The organism is Segatella copri (genome assembly GCF_009495355.1).
In the GTDB taxonomy this organism is placed as follows: domain Bacteria; phylum Bacteroidota; class Bacteroidia; order Bacteroidales; family Bacteroidaceae; genus Prevotella.
Window position 1 is genome coordinate 1 of the sequence record NZ_VZAD01000077.1, and the last position, 19,676, is coordinate 19,676.

Annotated in this window: 14 protein-coding genes; 4 read left to right on the forward strand and 10 right to left on the reverse strand. The window is 53.2% G+C overall.

Annotation, left to right across the window (positions count from 1 at the left end; translation table 11 throughout):
• The first annotated feature begins 365 nt into the window (after nt 1-365).
• The 3 genes from F7D20_RS10480 to F7D20_RS10490 are packed head-to-tail and all read left to right on the forward strand — an operon-like array spanning nt 366 to nt 3,765.
• Nucleotides 366-650, forward strand: coding sequence for a DUF3127 domain-containing protein (locus tag F7D20_RS10480; RefSeq protein ID WP_158463993.1), 285 nt, complete (start codon nt 366-368; stop codon nt 648-650).
• A gap of 6 nt (nt 651-656) precedes the next feature.
• Complete coding sequence (locus F7D20_RS12950) at nt 657-3,161, forward strand: VirE protein (RefSeq protein WP_194253550.1); 2,505 nt, start codon at nt 657-659, stop codon at nt 3,159-3,161.
• Nucleotides 3,162-3,204: 43 nt separating this feature from the next.
• On the forward strand, nt 3,205-3,765 hold the full coding sequence (locus F7D20_RS10490; protein ID WP_158463994.1) for a DUF5675 family protein: 561 nt from the start codon (nt 3,205-3,207) through the stop codon (nt 3,763-3,765).
• On the opposite strand, the gene F7D20_RS10495 is transcribed toward F7D20_RS10490, so the two are convergent.
• The 7 genes from F7D20_RS10495 to F7D20_RS10525 form a co-directional block, all read right to left on the reverse strand.
• A complete protein-coding gene (locus tag F7D20_RS10495) occupies nt 3,752-4,729 on the reverse strand; it encodes an AMP-binding protein (protein WP_158463995.1) in 978 nt (325 codons plus the stop codon). The genes F7D20_RS10490 and F7D20_RS10495 overlap by 14 nt on opposite strands.
• A 518-nt stretch (nt 4,730-5,247) precedes the next feature.
• On the reverse strand, nt 5,248-6,312 hold the full coding sequence (locus F7D20_RS10500) for an o-succinylbenzoate synthase (protein ID WP_022253246.1): 1,065 nt from the start codon (nt 6,310-6,312) through the stop codon (nt 5,248-5,250).
• 2 nt (nt 6,313-6,314) lie between these two features.
• Nucleotides 6,315-7,844: a carbon-nitrogen hydrolase family protein gene (locus F7D20_RS10505; protein ID WP_158463996.1), complete on the reverse strand. Its 1,530-nt coding sequence runs from the start codon at nt 7,842-7,844 to the stop codon at nt 6,315-6,317.
• 248 nt (nt 7,845-8,092) lie between these two features.
• Nucleotides 8,093-9,799, reverse strand: coding sequence for a phosphoethanolamine transferase (locus tag F7D20_RS10510; RefSeq protein ID WP_158463997.1), 1,707 nt, complete (start codon nt 9,797-9,799; stop codon nt 8,093-8,095).
• An 18-nt stretch (nt 9,800-9,817) separates the two neighbouring features.
• On the reverse strand, nt 9,818-11,062 hold the full coding sequence (locus F7D20_RS10515; protein WP_228114174.1) for a BamA/TamA family outer membrane protein: 1,245 nt from the start codon (nt 11,060-11,062) through the stop codon (nt 9,818-9,820).
• 48 nt (nt 11,063-11,110) lie between these two features.
• Complete coding sequence (locus F7D20_RS10520) at nt 11,111-12,070, reverse strand: PCMD domain-containing protein (RefSeq protein ID WP_158463998.1); 960 nt, start codon at nt 12,068-12,070, stop codon at nt 11,111-11,113.
• A gap of 225 nt (nt 12,071-12,295) precedes the next feature.
• Nucleotides 12,296-15,295 (reverse strand): outer membrane beta-barrel protein, encoded by a 3,000-nt coding sequence (locus F7D20_RS10525; RefSeq protein ID WP_158463999.1) that lies wholly within the window; start codon nt 15,293-15,295, stop codon nt 12,296-12,298.
• Between the two features lie 183 nt (nt 15,296-15,478).
• Between F7D20_RS10525 and aroB the strand changes: the two genes are divergently transcribed.
• On the forward strand, nt 15,479-16,525 hold the full coding sequence (aroB, locus tag F7D20_RS10530; protein ID WP_158464000.1) for a 3-dehydroquinate synthase: 1,047 nt from the start codon (nt 15,479-15,481) through the stop codon (nt 16,523-16,525).
• 174 nt (nt 16,526-16,699) lie between these two features.
• On the opposite strand, the gene rfbB is transcribed toward aroB, so the two are convergent.
• From rfbB to F7D20_RS10545, 3 genes are all read right to left on the reverse strand, one after another.
• The gene (gene rfbB / locus F7D20_RS10535; RefSeq protein WP_158464001.1) at nt 16,700-17,836 is read right to left on the reverse strand and encodes a dTDP-glucose 4,6-dehydratase; all 1,137 of its coding nucleotides are present in this window, start codon (nt 17,834-17,836) and stop codon (nt 16,700-16,702) included.
• A gap of 20 nt (nt 17,837-17,856) precedes the next feature.
• Nucleotides 17,857-18,765, reverse strand: coding sequence for a dTDP-4-dehydrorhamnose reductase (rfbD, locus tag F7D20_RS10540; RefSeq protein ID WP_158464002.1), 909 nt, complete (start codon nt 18,763-18,765; stop codon nt 17,857-17,859).
• Nucleotides 18,766-18,988: 223 nt separating this feature from the next.
• Nucleotides 18,989-19,573 (reverse strand): porin family protein, encoded by a 585-nt coding sequence (locus tag F7D20_RS10545; RefSeq protein ID WP_158464003.1) that lies wholly within the window; start codon nt 19,571-19,573, stop codon nt 18,989-18,991.
• Between the last annotated feature and the right edge of the window lie 103 nt (nt 19,574-19,676).

Below are 19,676 nucleotides of genomic sequence, written 5' to 3' on the forward strand. Positions count from 1 at the left end.
GATTATTCGACTAAAAAACGTGCCAAATTTTAAACGGATTTTGAACACCCTACCTTACAGGGCGACAAGTTTGCGAACATGATAACCCCAGGGCGTTGCCCTGGGCTAGGAGCTTCTGCCCTTTCAGGGCGTGCTGCTTGTGTCCATAACACCCCTGGGCTATGAGCTTCTGCCCTTTCAGGGCGTGCTGCTTGTGTCCATAACAACCCTGGGCTATGAGCTTCTGCCCTTTACCTTTGCTTTACCCTTCGGCCAGCGATTTCCAATTCCCTTCGGCCGGTGACCGTTGGCTCAGGGCGTACTGCTTCAGGGCGTGTGGAGTTTACATACGAAACTTTAATTACAAACTAAACATTTAAAAAAACATGGAAACAATGATTATGAAAGTAGTGGCGCAGGGAGAGACTTCCCTCGTCGATTCAGTGAAGAGTGAGAACGGGAAACTCGCCAAGTGCAACATCGTGTTGCAGGAGTTTGGCGGAAAGTTTGAAAACCAGTTTGCCGCGGTAATGCTTGGCAAGGACGCACAACTTAGGTTCTATGCCGGAGAGGTGGTCGTGGTGAAACTGCGCTTTCAGACCCATGAGTATCAGGGACAGGTGTATCAGGACATCCTGGTGCAGGACATCGAAAAAATAATTAAACATTAAACTAATATGGCTTTTGGAATATCACAAAGCGTAAGGAGCAGGGAGGTGCAAGTATGCACCCCCGAGCTCTTCCACCAGGCTACTAAGAGCAGCAGGGTGAAGGACGTATGCGCACAGATAGAGGATGCACTGGAGCGCAAACGCCGGGGAGAGATAGGGCAGGAAGACTACGACACGATGAAGACACGGCTCAAGAGCCAATTGCCCATACTCACGCCCCACGCCACCTTTCGCAATGGCCGACGACTCAATGCCGACGCCATACCCAGCGGACTCAGCATCTACGACAAAGACCACATCGCCGACCCTACGGGATGGTGGAAAGCAAAGAGCGAAGAACTGAGAGTGAAGAATCCTCAGGTGCTGGCGAGAATACTGCTCGTGCACGTCACACCGTCGTTGGAGGGCCTCAGGCTCGTCTTCGTCATGCCAGAGGGCATGAACCTGGCAGAGGCTCAGAAGTGGATGTCGCAGCAGCTCGGCGATGAGGAGTACGACGTGTGTGTGAAAGACCTGGCACGCCCGTCGTTCATCGTGCCCGAAGACTACATCCTCTTCATCGACGAGGCACGGCTCTTCGCAGAGGTGGAAACTCCTTCGGATGCTGACGATGCTGCCCCTCATGCGAATACCCACGAAAACACTAACCACAACACAAATGAAAACCCAAATGAAAATGAAAACAAGACCGAAAAAGAACATCGACCTGAGAGCGATAATAGCTCTGCTGCTCTTCCTGCTGGCACTGCTGTTGAGTATGCCCAGTCTGCTAATCATGATTGTGCTGATGATCATCATATCGGCAATCATGGAGTGGATCAAGATCATGGCGGAGAGGAGAGGCGACAAGACTTCGCCCAAGAATACGACGGAATCCCCTACGAGGCGATAACAAGCAAGCTCGTAGAACTGCTCGGAGGGGAGCCACAGCACGGTTCGCGCAACTCGTTTATCTTCACGCTGAGCTGCTATCTGCGCTATCTGTGCGACGACAACGCCACGTGGATCAAGCAGGTGATTCCCACCTTCGGCGAGGAGAAGAAGCGGGCCTTCACCACCGTCGACAGCGCTTGTCAGAGGAAGCAGTCGCACCGCATGCCGATGATCGTGCGCAAGGCCGTCAGCCTGTGCCAGGAGGAGAGGGCAAGGGGGAAAGCCGACGACTATGATGCCGACGAGTTTGGCGACATCCTGAACCCCGACTCCTACTTCTATCGCATACACGAGATGCCACAGAAACTGCCCCGCCTCATCCGTCTGCTCGTGAGCAAGACGCCTGCCATCTATCAGCCTGCCGTGTCGCAAGCCGTCTTCCCAGCACTGGCAAGCCATCTGTGCGACACCCGCTTCCGCTACATCGACAACGTGGAGCATGAGGCCACGCTGATGAACATCCTCTGCGCGCCCACAGGAAGCGGCAAGGAGAGCATCACACAGCCCATCAACCGCATCATGGCGGACATCAGGGCACGCGATGCCCAGCAACGTGAGCGAGAGAGGGCATGGAAGGACGAATGTAACCGCAAAGGCTCCAACAAGGACAAGCGTGAACGACCCGAAGGACTCGTCATCCAGGAGGTGAACATCGACATGACCAACCCTGCCTTCGTGCTGCGAATGAAGGAGGCTGAACGGCACTTCCTCTATGCCAAAGTGAATGAGCTGAACCTCTTCGATGCCCTCAAGGGCAAGACCAACCAGCACTTCCGCATCATGGAGCTGGCATTCGACCTGGGCAACTATGGACAAGACCGAGTGGGCGTGCAGTCGGTGACCGAGACCGTGAAGGTGCGCTTCAACTGGAATGCCTGTTGCACACCGAAGAAGTGTCGTGACTACTTTCGAAGGGTGGTGACCGACGGACCCGTGAGCCGCATCTCGTTTGCCACCATCGAGCGACGCCCGTGCGGATCGGAGATTCCCGTCTATGGCTCCTACGACGCCGCCTTCGACGAGGAACTGAAACCCTACATCGACAACCTGTTGAAGGCCCGCGGACTGGTGGACTGCCCCCAGGCTCTCCGGCTCGCCCGCAAGCTGATGGAGGAGAACGCTGAGTTTGCCCGTCTGTCGCAGAACTATGTGTTCGAGAACCTTTCCTTCCGTGCCAACGTCATCGCCTATCTCAAGGCCTGTGTGCTGTATGTCGCCAACGGCATGAAGTGGGAGAAGTCGATAGAGGACTTCGTGCGCTGGAGCGAGCGTTACGACCTGTGGTGCAAGCTGAAGCTCTTCGGACAAATGATCTACGATGCCGATGGCGAGCAAGACAAGGTGAGCCGCACAGCACCCAACGGTCCTAAGAACCTGCTGTCGCTCTTGCCCGACGAGTTCACCATGGACGACTACGTGAAGGTGCGTCGTGCTCAAGGCTTCGACAACGACAACGCCAGGCGCATCAGGGATGCCATACACCAATGGGTGCACCGTGGATATGTGGCTAAGGTGGAAGGTGCTGACACTGACACTGACAGTCCGATTTTCCGCAAGGTGAAGTTCTTGAAAGGATGAGAGTTTTTCATAAAAATACTAAACATTAAACGTTATCTTAGAGATGGAAATCATATTGAAACGCATAGCCAAGAGAGCTACTTACACCATCGGCCGACTGTATATCCTGCCCGATGGAAGTGTGGAACGAGAGTTGATACCCGGCAGGAGGAGGGACGACAAGCGCACTGTGCGCTGTCGTGTGGACGAGAGCCTGCTCACCACAGAGCATTACTTCTGCGACACCCTGGAGCCTACATGGCGCAACCTGCTGGGCATTCCGCTTGCCCCGAGGGAGGTGGATGCTCGCCACGGCAGGGTGTCGGGCAAGATGGCCCGCAAGGTGCAGGGCAAGACGGCTATCCCCGAAGGCTCTTACACCGTGGTGGTGAGCAAGTCGCCACGATTCAAGAGATGGTTGCCCCTACTCGTGGGCGTGCCCCTCTTTGAGGGCATACGCATCCATGCTGGCAACTATCCTGACGACACGCAGGGCTGCATCCTCGTGGGCGAAAACAAAATGGTGGGCATGGTGGTGAACTCGCAACAGTGGTTGCGCCAACTCATCGACCTCATCACCCAGGCTCAGCAGAACGAAGAGAGCATCTGGATCACCGTGGTGTGAGAGGGAGGGTGCGTTTAGGCTTGCCTGTCTCGGTGAGGGGCAGGTGGTCGATGTGCAGAAACTCCCGTGGCACCCAGTATTTGGGCAGGGTGTTTCTGCATATTTCTTCAATGTGGGTCAGGTCGGCCGACTCGGTGAGGAGGATGGCCTTTTCGCCCAGCATCTCATCTTGTTTCTTGACGATCATGAAGGGGGAAGACAGATGAGGGCGCAAGGTTTCCTCCACCTCCTCTATCTGAATCTTGATGCCTCCACTGCACACCACGTTGTCCTTGCGGCCCTTGATGCGGAAGAGCGTCTTGCCCGTGCGGTCGTCGGTGCGTAGCTGGGCGATGTCGTTGGTGACAAGGGGTTCGGCACATACCTCGGGGGCGTCGATGACAAGGCATCCGTCGGCATTGAGGCTTATGCCTACGCCGTCGAAGGGGGTATACCAGAGGCTGGCATCAGGACCGTTGAGGCGGCGCAGGGCGATGTGCGACAGGGTCTCGGTCATGCCATAGGTGCTCCATACGGCATTGGGTAGGGGCTTGATCATCTGTGCCAACTCGTCGCTGATGGCTCCTCCGCCTATGATGAGGTGACGGATGTGCATGAGCCGTTCGCGCTCGCAGGGCACTTTCAGGCTGTTGTACACCTGCATGGGCACCATGGCGGCAAAGGTGAAGCTGGGCAAGGCATCGTCGGCCAGGGGATGGCTGCTCGGGCGCACGGTGGTGAGCCGAAGGTCCCGCTGGAGGCTTCGCACCACCATCATCTTGCCTGCGATATAGTCGAGGGGCATGCAGAGCAGGGCGGTGTCGCCCGGCTTCAGTCCTAAGAAGTCGCAGGTGATGCGGGCTGAGTTGAGCATCCGCCTCTTCTCCACCATCAGGGGCTTGGGTTTACCCGTAGATCCGCTGGTGTGTACCAGAATGCGGGGGTTGTCATTGTGCCATTCGGCAAGAAATTCGTTCAGTTCCATAAAGGGGAATTTTAATTTTTCAGGAGTAATTTTTTCAGGAGTCATTTTTTCAGGAGTTAAGGAGTTAAAGGAGTTAAAGGAGTTAAGACAACAGCTTTTGTGGGTGTATTCATTGAGCAGCATGCCCTGAAGGTACAAAGCAGCACGCCCTAAAGGCACAAAGCAGCACGCCCTAAAAGGCACAAAGCAGCACGCCCTGAAGGGGCAGAAGCTCTTAGCCCAGGGCAACGCCCTGGGTTATCATGTTCGCAAACTTGTCGCCCTGTAAGGGCAAAAGCTTTAAAACTCTAGGGGGCAATTTGTAAAGCTTTTGCCCTTACAGGGCGCCTTGCTGATTGCCTTTATACCCAGGGCGCTGCCCTGGGCTAGGAGCTTCTGCCCTTTCAGGGCGTGCTGCTTGTGTCCATAACAACCCTGGGCTAGGAGCTTCTGCCCTTTCAGGGCGTGCTGCTTAATGAATACACCCATAATGACTGTTGTCTTAACTCCTTAACTCCTTAACTTCTGAACTTCCGAAATTAGACACGAACAAAGATCTTCTCTCCCTTGATTTCCAAAGGCATGGGGATGTTGTCGGTGAAGAGTTGTCCGGTGCCAAGGCCTTGAGGCATGGAGACCCCGGGACCATAAGTCTTGGCGCAGAAATGGGCGATGGCACTGAGCCCCACGTTGCTCTCCAAGGCCGATGTGATCCAGCTTCCGATGCCCCGTTCGCTTGCCATCTGTATCCATTCGCGGCATCCGTAGATGCCTCCGTGGAGCGAGGGCTTCAGCACGATGTACTGAGGGTGTATGGTGTCGAGCAATGCCTGCTTCATCGATCGCACGTTCACGCCGATGAGCTCCTCGTCGAGGGCGATGGGCAGGGGTGACTCACGGCACAGGGCTGCCATCTTGGGCCACTGGTGCTGGCGTATGGGCTGCTCTATGGAGTGGATGTCGTACTGTGCCAGGGCTTCCAGTCGGCTCATGGCATTTTCGGGCGTGAAGCCACCGTTGGCATCCACGCGCAACTCTATCTGCTCCTTGCTGTACACCTGGCGTATGCGCTTGATGAGGTCGAGCTCCTTGAAGAAGTCGATGGCACCAATCTTCAGTTTCACGCAGTGGAATCCGCTCTTCAGCTTCTCCTCCAGTCGGGCGAGCATCTCGTCGTAGGTGCCCATCCATACCAGTCCGTTGATGGTGATGCCCTCCTCGCCCCGTGCGAAGGGCGTGTCGTAGAGGCTTGCCAGATACGTCGCCCATGCCGGCACGTCGATAGCGGGGCACTGACGGAAGAAGTCGGCAAAGGCGGTCTCCAGTCCGAAGGTGATGCTGGGGTAGGCACGTATCATGTCGTAGGGTATGCGCCCCATCTGTTCCACCATCTGGCACACCTGTCGGAGCGTGAGCTCGTATTCGGGCTTGGCATCGCAGCTCAGGTCGGGCAGGGTGGCACATTCGCCCACGCCCCTGATGCCCGGATGTTCTGCCGAGGTGAGGGTGAGGTAATAACTGTGCCGGGTGGTGTAGACACCCCGTGAGGTTCCGGCAGGCTGCTTGAAGTGGAGCGTGCGCTCCGATATGTCGATCTTGTACATCTTTATTTTTTCTTCAGCTCATAGAGGTCCTTGCGGCGGTCGCGCAGGTTGCGCACGGCACCATAGGTGTGGAGCTCGTTGAGCAGGTTGAGGTCAACGTCGGATACGAGAATCATCTCGGTGTTGGGCGTAGCCTCCGATCGCTTGCCGTCGTTGGGGAAGGCGAAGTCGCAAGGCGTGAACACGGCACTCTGAGCATACTGTATGTCCATGTTGTGCACACGGGGCAGGTTGCCCACACTGCCCGCAATGGCCACATAGCACTCGTTCTCGATGGCACGGGCCTGAGCGCATACACGCACACGGGAGTAAGCGTTCTGGGTATCGGTCATGAAGGGCACGAAGAGTATCTGCATGCCGTCTTGAGCCATGAGGCGTGAGAGTTCGGGGAACTCCACGTCGTAACAGATCACGATGCCTATCTTGCCACAGTCGGTGTCGAAGGTCTGGATGCGGCTTCCACCGGTAAGACCCCAGCACTTCTGCTCGTCGGGGGTGACATGAATCTTCTCGTACATGTCCACACTTCCGTCGCGTCGGCACAGGAAGCCCACGTTGTAGAGGGCGCCGTCGTCCTTGACGTAAGGCATGCTGCCCGTGATGATGTTGATGTTGTAGCTGATGGCAAGCTCACGGAACCGGTCGCGTATCTGCTCGGTGTACTGTGCCATCTGTCGGATGCTCTGTGCCTCGCCCATGTCGTTGAACTTAGCCATCAGAGGAGCGTTGAAGTATTCGGGGAAGAGGATGAAGTCGCTCTTATAGTCGCTCACCGAATCGACGAAGAACTCCACCTGCTCGAAGAGGTCGTCGACGGAGGCATAGGGGCGCATCTGCCACTGCACGAGACCGATGCGCACGGTGGGCTTGCGGTCTACATAGGAGTCCGTAGGTGGCTGATAGTAGATGTTGTCCCACTGCAACAGGGTGGCGCAGTGTTCGCTCTCCTCGTCGCTGGGCAGATAGTTGCGTATCACACGGCGCACGTGGAAGTCATTGGACAGCTGGAAGGTGAGCACGGGGTCGTAGATCTCACGACTGCGCACTTTCTCGATGTACTCCTTGGGGCGCATCTGGTCGGCATACTTGTGATAGTTGGGTATGCGTCCGCCAAACATGATGGCCTTGAGGTTGAGCTTCTCGCACAGCTCCTTGCGGTATTCGTACATGCGTCGGGCCAGTCGGAGGCCACGATAGTCGGGGTGGATGAAGACCTCGATGCCATAGAGGATGTTGCCGTTGGCATCGTGGGTGTTGAAGGTTTCATTGCCTGTCACCTGGGCATAGGTGTGGTCGCCCTTCACCATGTTGTAGTTGACGATGATAGAGAGGGCGCAGCCCACGATCTTGTCGTCGACGATGATGACTACCTGACCTTCGGGAAAGATGGTAATGAGCTTTTTGATTTGAGAACGTGTCCAGAAAACGTCCGAGTCGGCATAAATGCGCTTGAACGATTTCGCCAGTTGGTCGTAATCCTCCATGTGGAGGTTGCGCAAACTTACTTTTTCGATTTTGCGTGTTGAGTCCATTGTTTTCTACTGTTATTGACTTATTCGGGTGCAAAATTACAGCAAAAAACTGATATAGAGAAAGAAAAGAGAAAGTTTTTTGAGGAGTTATTTTTAAGGAGTTAAAGGAGTTAAGGAGTTAAAGGAGTTAAGACAAATGCTTTAGTGGACTTAAAATTAAACATTCCTTAGAGGCTGTTGTCTTAACTCCTTTAACTCCTTTAACTCCTTTAACTCCTTTAACTCCTTAAAAACAACTCCTTTATATGCTAAAATCCACATTCTGCCTGTGGGATAGCCTCGTTGTGGTCGTTGAGGTAGAGCAGAGGGGCGGGACGATAGGCAGGGCTCGCCAACGACTCGTGCTCTTGGCGGAAGCGCGTATTGATGCCCCCGATATTGAGCATGGTGTGGAAGGCGGAACGGCTGCTCTGTGCCTGCTTGTGGCGGTTGGCGGAGAGAGCCTGTGCCACGGCTGGCTCCTGATGCTGGAAGCTCTGCGATGTCCATACCAGGAAGGGCACATGCAACTCGTACTCCGAAGCTCGGGGCGAAGCATGAAGGAAGAGCTTGTGACTGTCGTCGAAGATGTTCTCGCCATGGTCGCTCGTATAGAGCATGGCGCTCATGCCTCCGTGTGCTCTCAGGCGCTCTATCACCCCACTGAGCACAAGGTCGGTGTAGCGGATGGTGTTGTCGTAGGCGTTGATGAGGTCGGGACGGTTCTCCTTCTTGGCCTCGCAATGCGTGTCGGGCTGGAAATGCGCCATCTGTCGGGGATAGCGGTCCATGTAGTTGAAGTGAGAGCCATAGGTGTGGAGCACGATGAACTCCTTCTTGCGCTTCCGGGCCAGTATCCTGTCGAGGATGGGCAACAGGTCGGCGTCATAGTAGTTGCCGTCCTTGCCCGGGGCTTCGGCCAGCTCACGTCCAGCTGGGTTGGCATCGCCCGTCTTGAGGAAGAGCCACTGGTCGGCCTGTTCGCCCAGGAAGTCGATGAACGAGTGGTTGGGGCGCTGATTGCTCAGAAACACGGTGTGGAAGCCTGCCTCACGGAAGGCCTGCAGGATGCCTTTCTCGTGGAAGAGACGCTCGAAGTCGGAGGCCGAAGCCTGCGAGAGGAGCATGGGCACACTCTTGTGGGTGGTGTTCGACTGGGTGGTGACATCGCTGAACGTCACCAGTCCTGGGGTCTTGCTGAGCCGTGGATTGGTGTCGCGCTGATAACCATAGAGACTGAAGTTCATGGCTCGTGCCGTCTCGCCTATCACCATGACGTAGACCTCGCAGGAGTCCTCGGGATGGGACGGCCTGGCATCGAAGCGGAAACGGGCAGATGCCTCCTTGTAGTGGATGGAGGCGTTGTTGCGCTTCATGGCAAGGTAGAGGTTATAGAACACGTTGACGGGGTAGAGGTCGTTGAGCACGCTATATTGTGGGGCGTGATGGTCGTCGAGCTGTGTGTTGTCGGAAGGACGGGAGAGACAGGCCGTGGCAACAAGGATGCATCCTGCTATGGCGATGCCACCAGCCCACAGGGCATATCGCTTTCTGAGGGCAGAGGACAGCACGGGTGCCTTCTTGCTCCGTATGGACACCACGCCCAGGATGAGCAGGGGTAGATAGAGGATGAAGACACTCGCCACGCCAGGAATGAGGTTGTCGAGCAACTCCATGGCCTCACCAGGATTGGTGGTTACGAGGTTGAGGAACATATCCACGGCTATGACGCCCTTGCCGAAGAGATAGAGCAACACGATCTGGAAAGCCGCAAAGAAGATGATGGGGAAGAGCCACCACACCATCTTGCCCGGCTTGCGACAGATGCTCATCAGAGCCATGTAGACACCAAAGGGCAGCACGGTGTTGGCAAGGGCTGCCCATGTGCTGAGGTGCTCGGTGAAACAAAGGGCCACATTGGGCACGGTAAGCGCGATGACGGCATACCAGTATATGATTTTGTTGAATGATTTCATGTTGTGTGTTGTTTTCTTTTAGAACGCCTCGTTGATATTGAAGAGGAATCCTCTCTGTCCGCCCTTGCCGAAACCATAGTCGAGACGCACGTTGACGTTCTTCTTGAATTCCCATCGATAGCCCACACCGCAGTTGGGCAGGATGTGACGGCTTCTCATCTGGCTGAACTTGGGGAAGACGGTTCCTGCGCCTATCCAGGCCGTGAGCGAGTTGCGTTTCCACACGTGCTGGCGAAGTTCGACAGTGGCTTCTATCATGTGCTTGTCGCGATATCTTCCCTCGTAATATCCGCGCAGGGCATTGCTGCCTCCTGTCTGTGCCATCATGCCCCACGAGGGATTGCCAAAGTTGAATGTGGAACGAAGGTCCTCGGCCAGTACGGCTCCTCGCCAGGGTTGCTGGTAGGTGTTGAGCTGCAGTTCGGTGGTGCTGAAGGCATAGTCGTTGCCCATGAAGCGCGGACGGAACATCTGGGTGAGGTTCACGTAATAACCCCGGTGGGGATAGGTGAGGTTGTCACGGTTGTCGAACATGAAGGTGAATCCCACGCCATAGTTGTCGGTATGTCGGTCCATTCCCGCCAAGAGCTCTGGGCGCTCGATGTCCTTGCCGATGATGTAGTCGTAGGCCACGGAAGGACCGAGGAAGAGGTTGCTGCCAAGGTTCCACAGGAAGCTTCCCTTCACGTGCACCTGCCATCGCTTCATGTCGCTCTCGTTGTCGTCGTTGTCGCCCATGTCGTATCCCATTCCCCAGAACTTGCTGGGGAAGGAATAGAAGTAGAGCGTGTAGACGGCACGGTAACGGTCGTGGGGGAAGATGTGGGTTCCGCGCACACCGAGCAGATAGAAGCCCACCGTGCTGACATCGCCAAAGAGCGACACATTGGAGGGGAGGAGGAGCGTGTCGGCTGGGTCGGAGCGATAGATGCCTGCTGCCACTAAGCCTAAGCCCAACTTGGTGTCGGTGGCATAGTGTGGGCCTCCGATAATGCTGAAGTCGAACCGCTTGTCGTTCTTCTTGTTGGCATCGTTGAAGTAGTCGAGAAAACGGGTGATGAGCGATTTCTTCTTCTCGTCCGCCTTCTTCACTTCCGCCTTTTCGTCCGCCTTCTCGTCCACATTTTCGTCCACCTTTTTTCCTATTTTTACTTCCTCTTTTTCCATCCCGGTATGTGGCGTGAAGGTAGAGTCAGCCTCCCCTGCCATACCAAGAGTAGGCAAGAGAAGGCATGTAAGGCATGAGAGTAGAAGCTGCTTCATGTGTTATATATATAATAATGTGTAGGGGTGTTAATATGTGATAAACAGTTAGTATACGAGTGCCACGTTGTCTATCCAGAGCGTGTTGCCGGGCGTTCCGATATAGGCTCCGCCATGACTGGAAGAGAACTGCAGGATGAGGTGTGTAGGGGTCTCGTTGGCCGAAGCCCATCCTGTCTCCTTGATGATGACGCTCTTGCCTTTGCTATTACGAGCATAGTCACAATTACGAAGTCCCATGAGCGAGGCGTTATAGCCTGCCATGTGTCGGATGTCGCCATAGTGGATGGTGTAGGTGGCGTCGTTCACCCATCCATTGGTGCTCTTGCTGTACTTCACCACCATGGTGCCCACACGCTTGGCCGTGATGTTGCCGTGGGCATCCTCGTGACGCTTCTGCAGATAGAGGATGGCGACGGCATAGTCGCGTCCTGCCACTTTCGACGCACTGCTGAAGCCGTTCTGCTTGATGCGGGTGGCTGAGTTGGGCAACAGGGTCTTATAGTCGAAACGCACCGCCTTGGGACGATGGGTGAAAGGAATACCCCAGTTGATGGCCTTAGGACCGTCCTTGGTTCCGGTGATGGGTTCGCGCACGTCGCCCAGGAAGAGCGAGCCTGCTGCAAGCACCTTGATATTGATGAGTCCCAATACCTTCACCTTCTCGATATGGGTGACGAGCTTGGCGCAATGGCCGTTCTCGTGCTTGTCGCGATATACTGAGTTGTTGGTCTTATAGATGCCTGAAACGTGGGCAAGCACATTGGAGGTTCCCCAGGGCGAGCCGCCCTTGTTGGTGTAGGGGATATTGCCATTGATGGTCATCGACGGACCTACGGCATAAACCACCTTCTTGTTTCCGCCTATGATACCTGATTCCTTGATGTTTCTGATAACCCAATTATCCATGTTTCCATACTTGATGGGTACAATCTTTTCGGCACTTTGCGCTCCCATCGTGCAGGCGAGGCAAAGTGACATTGTCATGCTTAAAATACGATGTTTCATTTCTGTTATAATAAAAAGTGGTTGCAAAGTTAGGAAAATATTTGTATCGTTATAGTTTTCTTACTGTATAATTATAGTTATTTAAAGATTATTTTATAAAAATTAAAACTGACGGATGTGGAAAGGTGTTGAGATGTTAGAGCCAATGAGACAAAAAATATGCCCAGAACCAACGATGACGAATGGTTCTGGGCATCATGTATATGGGTTTCAACTTCTCTAAACTTAGAAGCGGCGATGTCCGCCTCCTGGAGGTGGTCCCATGGGAGGTCGTCCGCCATTGAAGGGGCGTCCGCCGAAGTCGGGGCGTCCGCCATACCTCATCGTCTCGCGTGCCTGCTTGCCTCCGATGATATTCAGTCGGTAGATGACGTGGAGCATGGCATAAGAGTTGATGCTGTTGTACTCGGTATCGGTACGGGCCATGGCAGTAAGGGCACGGCTCAAGGTGCTCTGCTGGTGCAGCAGGTCGTAGAACTGGATCATCACGGTGAGGGGTTTGCCCTTGAGGAAGCCTTGTGAGAGTTGGGCGTTCCAAACCAGTTCGTTGGTGTTCATCGACTTGTCGCTGTATCCTCGTCGGCTGCTCTGGCTCAGGTCTGTGCTCAGGCTCATGCCCCAGGGCATGGTGGCTGTGATGCTCGGTCCGTAAGAGAACTGCCAGGTGTTCATGTTGCTCGATGCCTGAAGCTTGTTGCGGGCATGGTTGTAGTTGAGGGTTCCGTTGAGGTTGACCTCAAGCCAGTTGTTGCGATAGCCCATGGCGATTCGCTCGCCCACCTGAGTCTGCTTGGTGGTGTTCTTCTGCGAGGTCTTCCCGTCGAGGCTCAGATAGCCCACGGCATTGGTATAGGCGAGGGTGGTGAAGGTGTTGATGTTCCATACGCCAGCGCTGTCGATGGCTGTATTGAACATGAAGGCGCCTCGTGCGTTCCAGTTGCCGTTGATGTTTTCGGGCTGTGTGGTTCGTCCACCGGTCTTGTCGTCGTAGGTCACCATGTCGCTGATGCTGTTGCGTGTCATCGAGAAGTTGACGAAGGTCATCAGGGCTCGCTGGTGCTTCTCTATATAGTCGTTGTAGAAGAGTCGGAAGTTGTGGGTGAACGATGGCTTCAGTCCTGGATTTCCCTTCTTGATGTTGAGCGGATTGCTGTCGTCGGTGATGTCGAGCAGGTCGGTCATGGAGGGTTGCGAGGTGGTTCCGCGATAGTTGATGCGCAGGTTGCTCACCATGCTGAAACGATAACGGAAGTCGAGGGCTGGTGAGAAGTTGGTGACGTTGCGTGTCGTTTCGATGTGCTGCCCCATATAGTCGTAGATGAAGTTCGACCTCTGTGGCTGGAGCATAGCTCCGAAGCTGAGGTTGTACTTTGGTCGGACGAATCGCATCATGAGCTGCATCTCGTGAATGTAGTTCTTGTATTCGGAGAATCGGCTCTGGTCGCTGTCGAAGTACTCGTCGAGAGGCGAGCGCAGAGTGCCTAAGTAGTTGCCCCATCCACGATACTCGGGAGTGATGGAAGCCCACTGGTTTGCCTCCTCATCGCTGAAGTCGGAGAAGTTGTAGGTGGAACGGTCGGTCTTCGAATACTTGTAGGTGAACTTATAGCTCAGTTGCAGGAAGGTGGCACGCCAGAGCGGCTCACTGTAGGTGGCCTGCAGAGAGTAGCTGTAGTTGCGGGTAGGCGTCACGTTGTAACGATAAGTGTTGTAGTGGTCGGTCTCGTTGCCGTTGGCCACATCTACAAGGTACATGTAGGCATTGGTGAGTGAGAGGCTGTTGGCATCGGTCTTGCCGTAGCTGGCATCGGTGCGCACGGTGATGTTGCGTCCCATCGCACTGAGTCGGCGATTGTACTGCAACATGCCTCTCAGATTTTCAGACTCGCTATAGCTGATGCTGCTCGACGACTGCAGGTTGACGAGAGCTCCAGCCTGCTGCAACAGACTCTTGCTTGTGCTTACGTCCTCAAGTCCCAGCTCGGCACGTGCTGCGTCCTCGAGCGGGTCGTTGGTGATCTGGTAAGGATCGGCATTAAACTGTGCCGACAAGCTTCGTGCCAGTGCATCGCTGCTCTTGATGGTGAACGATGGACGGAACATGATATTGGTCATCGTGTCGGGGGTCCATTCCAGACGGAAACGTCCGTCCCAGCTGTTGCTGCGCGAGAAGTTCTTGGCACGGCTGTTCGAGAAAGACGAGTTTTGGCTCACGAAGTTCTCGGAAGCCACCGTGCTGCTGATGTCTCCATCGCTGTGGTTCCATCTCAGCGAGGCGTCCATCTTGAGCTTATCCTTGTTCTCGTAGTTGTAGTTCAGACCCAGCATCTTCGAGGCGTTGAGTCCCTGCTTGTTGAATCCCCATCCGCCAGGGCCTCCACCTCCGGGGAATCCCATGTCGTTGGTGTTGTTGGCTGATGCGAACATCATGAGTCGGTTGCGGTCGTTGAAATAAGCCGCCATGCCTCTTTCGCTGTATCGTTGCTTGGTGCCCATGCTGAGGTCCATGTTGGCGATGAGTCCCTTGTTCATGCCTCTCTTGACGCCGAAATCGAGCACGGTTTCCTCTTCTCCGTCGTCGATGCCCGTCACCTTAGCCAGGTCGCTCTTCTCGTCGTAGGCCTTGATCTTGTCGATGATGCTGGTGGGCAGGTTCTTCAGGGCCGTCTTGGTGTCGCCGGTCATGAACTCCTTGCCGTCTACGAGGATCTTCTTTACTTCCTTTCCGTTGATTTTGATGCTTCCGTCGTCGCTCACCTCAGCACCAGGCAGGCGCTTCACGAGCTCTTCGATGGTGGAGCCTTCGGGTGTGCGATAAGCCGCAGAGTTGTACACGAAGGTGTCTTCCTTGAGCACCACTTTCTTTGCCATGGCGGTGACGGTGGCGGCCTTGAGCATGATGGCCTCTGCGTTGATGTTTATCTTGCCCATGGCGAGGTCTTTGCCCTGGGTCATCATGATGCGCCTTACGGTGGGCTTGTATCCTACGCTGGTTATCTTGAGCAGATAACTGCCGTCTTCGGGAGCCTGAAGGCTGAAGAGTCCATTCTCGTCGCTGATGGCGCCTGAGATATAGGTGCTGTCCGCGCGTAGCAGTTGTACGGTCGATGCCTCGACAGGGTCGTTGGTTCCCTTGTCGATAATGGCACCCGTGATGAGGTGTTGCTGTGCCTGCATCATCATGGCGCTGAATAGCAGGAGCAGGGTGAGTACTGATTTTCTCATTTCTTTATTTTATAGGTTTTTTTTGTTCACTTGATAGCTTAGACGCATCCTTTGTGATAAGGTTTAGTCTAAAATGTGTGAAAAGAATGCTAAAAGTGTGTTCTTTTGCATCAAAATGCAGAAAAATACGTACCTTTGCACGCAAGAATTACATTATTTATAATATATTGATAAATTTATTTTATGAGTCAGAGAGTCATCATTTCTACCAATCTCGAAAGTGAGATAGCCGAAGCCTTGGCAGAGTGCGAGCACGACAAGATTTTTGTGCTTACCGACGAAACCACAGTTGTCAAGTGCTGGCCTGTTGTGAAAAATTATTTCTCGCTCAAGGATGCGAAGGTCATTACCATTGGTGCTACCGATACGCACAAAGACCTCGACACGATGGTACACGTATGGAAGTCGTTGGGCGAGGGCGGTGCATCGCGCCATTCGTGCATGATAAACCTGGGTGGTGGAATGGTTACCGACTTGGGTGGCTTTGCCGCAGCAACTTTCAAGCGTGGCATCAACTTCATCAACATCCCCACTACGCTCCTCTCGATGGTGGATGCTTCGGTGGGAGGAAAGACGGGCATCAACTTCGGTGGACTGAAGAACGAGATAGGCGTGTTCTGCGACTCCAAGTTTGTCATTCTCGATACTGAGTTCCTGCGCACGCTCGATGCCGAGAACATCTGTTCGGGCTATGCCGAGATGCTGAAGCATGGTTTGATTTCGGACGAAAAGATGTGGGCGGAGTTGGTTGGCTTCGACCTGGCTCATCCCGACTTGCAGCAGTTGCAACGCATGGTGGGCGATAGCGTGGCGGTAAAGGAGCGCATCGTAGAGCAGGATCCTCATGAGCACGGCATCCGCAAGGCGCTCAACTTGGGACATACTTTCGGTCATGCCTTTGAAAGCTGGGCACTGAAACGCAAGCCTGTTCTGCACGGCTATGCTGTGGCGTTCGGTCTGATTCCGGAACTCTATCTGAGTGTGATGAAGACGGGATTCCCAACGGAGAAGATGCGACAGACGGTGAACTTCATCAAGGAGTACTATGGCTCGCTTCCTATCACCTGCGATGACTACGACGAACTGATAGAACTGATGCGCCATGACAAGAAAAATCAGGATGGCATCATCAACTTTACCTTGTTGGGTGGAATCGGTGATATTCGCATCAACCAAAGTGCCACCATCGACGAAATCAAAGAGGCTTTCGACTTCTTCCGTGAAGGATAAAGCCAAAGCGTTATAAAGCACAATAAGTTTTGAGCTTTGAATATTGAGTATTATGAGAGTTATTTGTTTTCTCATAATGATTCAATGTTCAAAGCTCAATTTTTATGCGTAATGCTCAAGCTCATGTCTTAATGCGTAAAAAATCAAAATTTTTCACGCCTTGGCTTGACAAATTTATTTGTTGCCGTACATGTTCTCGTAATATTTCTGATAGTCGCCAGAGGTTACATTGTCCATCCATTCCTGGTTGTCGAGATACCATTTCACGGTTTTCTCGATGCCCTCTTCGAACTGCAGACTTGGTTCCCAACCCAATTCGCGCTGCAATTTGCGTGAATCAATGGCGTAACGCATGTCGTGGCCTTTTCGGTCGGTGACGTAAGTGATGAGGTCGAGGTCTTCGCCCTCCTTGCGACCGAGAAGACGGTCTACGGTCTTGATAACCACCTTGATGATGTCAATGTTTTTCCACTCGTTGAAACCTCCGATATTATAGGTCTCAGCCACCTTTCCTTCGTGGAAGATGACATCGATGGCACGGGCATGGTCTACCACGTAGAGCCAGTCGCGCACGTTCTCACCCTTGCCATAGACGGGCAGAGGCTTGCGATGGCGTATGTTGTTGATGAAAAGAGGGATGAGTTTCTCTGGGAACTGGTAAGGACCATAGTTGTTGGAGCAGTTGGTCACGATGGTAGGCATGCCGTAAGTATCGTGGAAAGCACGTACAAAGTGGTCGCTGCTGGCCTTGGAAGCCGAGTAGGGAGAATGGGGATTGTACTTGGTGGTTTCTACGAAGAACTCCTCGCCATAAGCCTCGTGGTTCTTGCCACTTGATGCCTTGGTAGAGAATGGTGCTGCCACGCCCTCGGGATGTGTCATCTGCAAGGCGCCATACACCTCGTCGGTAGAAATGTGGTAGAAGCGCTTGCCCTCATAGCCTTCGGGCAGACTCTCCCAGTAGGTCTTTGCTGCCTGCAGGAGCGAGAGTGTTCCCATCACGTTGGTCTGTGCAAAGGTGAATGGATCCTTGATAGAGCGGTCTACATGGCTTTCTGCAGCCAGATGGATAATGCCGTCTACCTGATAGTCGTTCATCAACTTGAGCATCAGTTCGAAGTCGCAGATGTCGCCCTTCACAAAGGTGTAGTTGGGCTTATCCTCGATGTCCTTAAGGTTGGCCAGATTGCCTGCATAAGTCAGCTTGTCGAGGTTGATGATGTGATACTCGGGATATTTGTTCACGAACAGACGGACAACGTGTGAGCCGATAAATCCGGCGCCGCCTGTGATGATGATGGTTCGCTTCATTATATTTATTATTTAAAATGTTACTTAAGGAGGTTTGCAATGCACTGCTGTAACGAGTCAATCCAGTAGGGCACTTTCACGCCGAAGGTTTCCTTGATGGTTCGCTTGTCGAGCACGGAGTAGGCAGGACGGGCCACTGGCGAAGGATATTCCGAGCTGTAGCAGGGCTGTATGTCGCACTGTGTGTGTCCGGCTATGCGGGCTATCATCTGTGTGAAGTCGTACCAGGAGCACACTCCCTCGTTAGAGAAATGATAGATGCCGGTGTATTTGCTCTTGTCGTCGGCCGACTTTATCTTGTCTATGACAGTGAGGATGGCGTTGGCCAGGTCGAGAGCATAGGTAGGAGTTCCGCACTGGTCGAACACTACCTTCAACTGTGGCTTCGTGGCAGTGAGGTTGAGCATTGTCTTACAGAAGTTCTTGCCAAACTCAGAGTAGAGCCATGCGGTGCGGATGATGACATACTGGCAACCGCTTGCCATGATTTTCTGTTCGCCGTGAAGCTTGGTTGTACCATATACGCCTGTAGGAGTTCCCTTCTGCTGGGGTCCGCAAGGCACATTGTATGGTTCCTTGCCAAAGACGTAGTCGGTGGAAATCTGCACGAGCAGTCCGCCTGTCTCCTTCATTGCCAAGGCAAGGTTCTCAGGAGCGTCGGCATTCAGCTTCTCTGCAAGTGCTGCCAACTTCTCGTCATTTTCGCAGGCATCCACATTGGTCCATGCCGCACAGTTGATGATGGCGTCTATGTGGTTCTCGCTCACCATCTTGCGTATGGCGTCCATGTCTGTAATGTCGAGGTAAGTGGTTTCCACGCCTTCCACTTGGTTCACGTCGGTGAAGAGGTAGTGGTCTGCGGTGTTCTTGCTCACGATTCTCATCTCGTTGCCGAGCTGTCCGTTGGCTCCTGTTACTAAGATATTCATTTCCTTTTTTTGTTTTGTTGTTGTTTTTTGCTCTGCAAAAATACTACTTTCTGTTGATACAGCCAAGACTTCATTGCTAAAGTTTACTAATGCTCTCTTAATGAGCTATAAAAACAGAGCCCCCGCAGACTTTCCTTGATGTGGGGAAGAGTCTGCGGGGGCATCTCTATGAATAAGCGACAGGCTCTACTGAGAAATGCCTGTCATGGGCCATCGCTAAAGCTTAGAGCTTGAACTTGTAACCCAAAGTGATCTGGAATACTGAGTTTTGGCCTGCATCGCCATCTGCAATTTTTGATACACCGATATTGTAACGAGCATCGAGGCAAACGTTCATGTACTCGTAAGAAATACCCACAGGAATAGAGAAATCGAATGTCTTTATCTCTGCTCCATCTGGTGCATATTTGTCGTAGTCGATACTGATGCCGTCAATTTTTACTTTATTACTTACGTTGAATGCTGGCTGAATACCAGCTTTCAGTGCCAGGCCTTTTGCAACATAGGCGTTTACCAAAATAGGAATATTCACATAATTCATTTGCAATTTAGGATCTCCTTCTGCGTCTTTAACCGAGGCTCCTTGCATAGAATAGAGAAGACCGGCGCTGATTCCTACCATGGGTGAAACGTGGTATTCTCCTTCTACGCCACCAACAAAACCTGCTATGTATCCTGCTTCGTCTTCTGTAACGGAAGATACGTTCAAACCAACTTTAGGCTGAATCGTAATATCGCCTGCTGAATACTGTGCGAATGCACCTACTGAAGACAGCACCATAGCTGCCATAACCAATAATTTTTTCATACTCTCTGAATTTATAAATTAATAATAATGTGTTGCACAAACTTACTAACAAGAATGTACTGCTGTCCAATAGGATGTGTTTTAAACTTCTTATTCTTAGACG

Excerpts from the sequence above, each read along its gene's own strand:
- F7D20_RS10480 (WP_158463993.1), top strand. The coding sequence starts at position 366 with ATGGAAACAATGATTATGAAAGTAGTGGCGCAGGGAGAGACTTCCCTC.
- F7D20_RS12950 (WP_194253550.1), top strand. The coding sequence starts at position 657 with ATGGCTTTTGGAATATCACAAAGCGTAAGGAGCAGGGAGGTGCAAGTA.
- F7D20_RS10490 (WP_158463994.1), top strand. The coding sequence starts at position 3,205 with ATGGAAATCATATTGAAACGCATAGCCAAGAGAGCTACTTACACCATC.
- F7D20_RS10495 (WP_158463995.1), bottom strand. The coding sequence starts at position 4,729 with ATGGAACTGAACGAATTTCTTGCCGAATGGCACAATGACAACCCCCGC.
- F7D20_RS10500 (WP_022253246.1), bottom strand. The coding sequence starts at position 6,312 with ATGTACAAGATCGACATATCGGAGCGCACGCTCCACTTCAAGCAGCCT.
- F7D20_RS10505 (WP_158463996.1), bottom strand. The coding sequence starts at position 7,844 with ATGGACTCAACACGCAAAATCGAAAAAGTAAGTTTGCGCAACCTCCAC.
- F7D20_RS10510 (WP_158463997.1), bottom strand. The coding sequence starts at position 9,799 with ATGAAATCATTCAACAAAATCATATACTGGTATGCCGTCATCGCGCTT.
- F7D20_RS10515 (WP_228114174.1), bottom strand. The coding sequence starts at position 11,062 with ATGAAGCAGCTTCTACTCTCATGCCTTACATGCCTTCTCTTGCCTACT.
- F7D20_RS10520 (WP_158463998.1), bottom strand. The coding sequence starts at position 12,070 with ATGAAACATCGTATTTTAAGCATGACAATGTCACTTTGCCTCGCCTGC.
- F7D20_RS10525 (WP_158463999.1), bottom strand. The coding sequence starts at position 15,295 with ATGAGAAAATCAGTACTCACCCTGCTCCTGCTATTCAGCGCCATGATG.
- aroB (WP_158464000.1), top strand. The coding sequence starts at position 15,479 with ATGAGTCAGAGAGTCATCATTTCTACCAATCTCGAAAGTGAGATAGCC.
- rfbB (WP_158464001.1), bottom strand. The coding sequence starts at position 17,836 with ATGAAGCGAACCATCATCATCACAGGCGGCGCCGGATTTATCGGCTCA.
- rfbD (WP_158464002.1), bottom strand. The coding sequence starts at position 18,765 with ATGAATATCTTAGTAACAGGAGCCAACGGACAGCTCGGCAACGAGATG.
- F7D20_RS10545 (WP_158464003.1), bottom strand. The coding sequence starts at position 19,573 with ATGAAAAAATTATTGGTTATGGCAGCTATGGTGCTGTCTTCAGTAGGT.